Here is a 1,250-nt window from a genome sequence, read left to right as displayed (position 1 = left end):
GGTTCAGGAACCACAACCGCTGCTGCGCGAACGACAACGGCACCACGGCCGGACGCTCCCCTCCCCGCAGTCCGCTGCGGGCTCCCTCGGCGGCGCCGATCCGCTCGGCGAGTACGGCGACGTTCGGTGACTCGAAGACCGTCCGGATCGCCAGCTCGGCCCCGAGCTCGGCCCGGACCCGGCTGGCCAGCTTGGTGACCAGCAGCGAGTGACCGCCCAGGGCGAAGAAGTCGTCGTCGATCCCGACGCTCTCCAGCCCCAGCACCTCGGCGAACAGGTCGCACAGCGCCCGCTCCCTCGCGGAGCGCGGCTCCCGGCCTCCCGCCGAGACCCATTCGGCCTCGGGGGCCGGCAGGGCGCGGCGGTCGAGCTTGCCCTGCCCGGTCAGCGGCAGGGCGGCCAGCGGCACGAACGCCGACGGCACCATGTAGTCCGGCAGCGCCTGGGCGGCGTGCTTGCGCAGCACGTCGCCGGCCGGGACGGCGTGCCCGGGCGCGCTCACCACGTACGCCACCAGGCGGCGGTCGCCGGGGGCGTCCTCGCGGACGACGACCACGGCCTCCCGGACGTCCGGGTGGGCGGCGACGGCGGCCTGGATCTCGCCGAGTTCGATCCGGTAGCCGCGGATCTTCACCTGGTCGTCGGCCCGGCCGACGAACTCCAGGGTGCCGTCCGGGAGGCGGCGGGCCAGGTCGCCGGAGCGGTACAGCCGGGAGCCGGGCGCGCCGAACGGGTTGGGCACGAAGCGCTCGGCGGTCAGGCCGGGCCGGTTGAGGTAGCCGCGGGCGACGCCCCGGCCGCTGACGTGGATCTCGCCGACCACACCGACCGGCACCAGCCGGCCGTGCGCGTCGAGCAGATGGACGCCGAGGTCGGGCAGCGGGTCACCGATCGGGCTGGCGAACGGCCGGGCCAGGTCGGCCTCGGTGATGCGGTGGTACGTGGTGTGCACGGTGGTCTCGGTGATGCCGTACATGTTGATCAGCGCGGGGGCGTCCAGGCCGAGCCGCTCGGCCCACGGCCGCAGCTCGCCGAACTCCAGCTTCTCGCCGCCGAACACGACGTGCTGCAACGCGAGTTCGCCGATCCGCGGGTCCCCGGCGCCGGCCAGGCCGACCAGCGAGCGGAACGCCGACGGCGTCTGGCTCAGCATGGTCACCCGCTCGGCGACCAGCAGGTCCAGGAAGTCCTCCGGCGAGCGTGCGGTGTCGAACGGCACCACCACCACCCGCCCGCCGTGCAGCAGCGCT

General features: G+C 74.7%; 1 protein-coding gene. It reads right to left on the bottom strand.

The window, feature by feature from the left end; genetic code table 11:
- Nucleotides 1-1,250, bottom strand: a 1,250-nt coding sequence (locus AA75_RS50665; RefSeq protein WP_033826207.1) for a non-ribosomal peptide synthetase, incomplete at both ends; no start/stop codon positions are given.

This window comes from Kitasatospora sp. MBT63 (genome assembly GCF_000710465.2).
GTDB lineage: Bacteria > Actinomycetota > Actinomycetes > Streptomycetales > Streptomycetaceae > Kitasatospora.
This window is presented reverse-complemented; position numbering and strand designations above follow the sequence as displayed.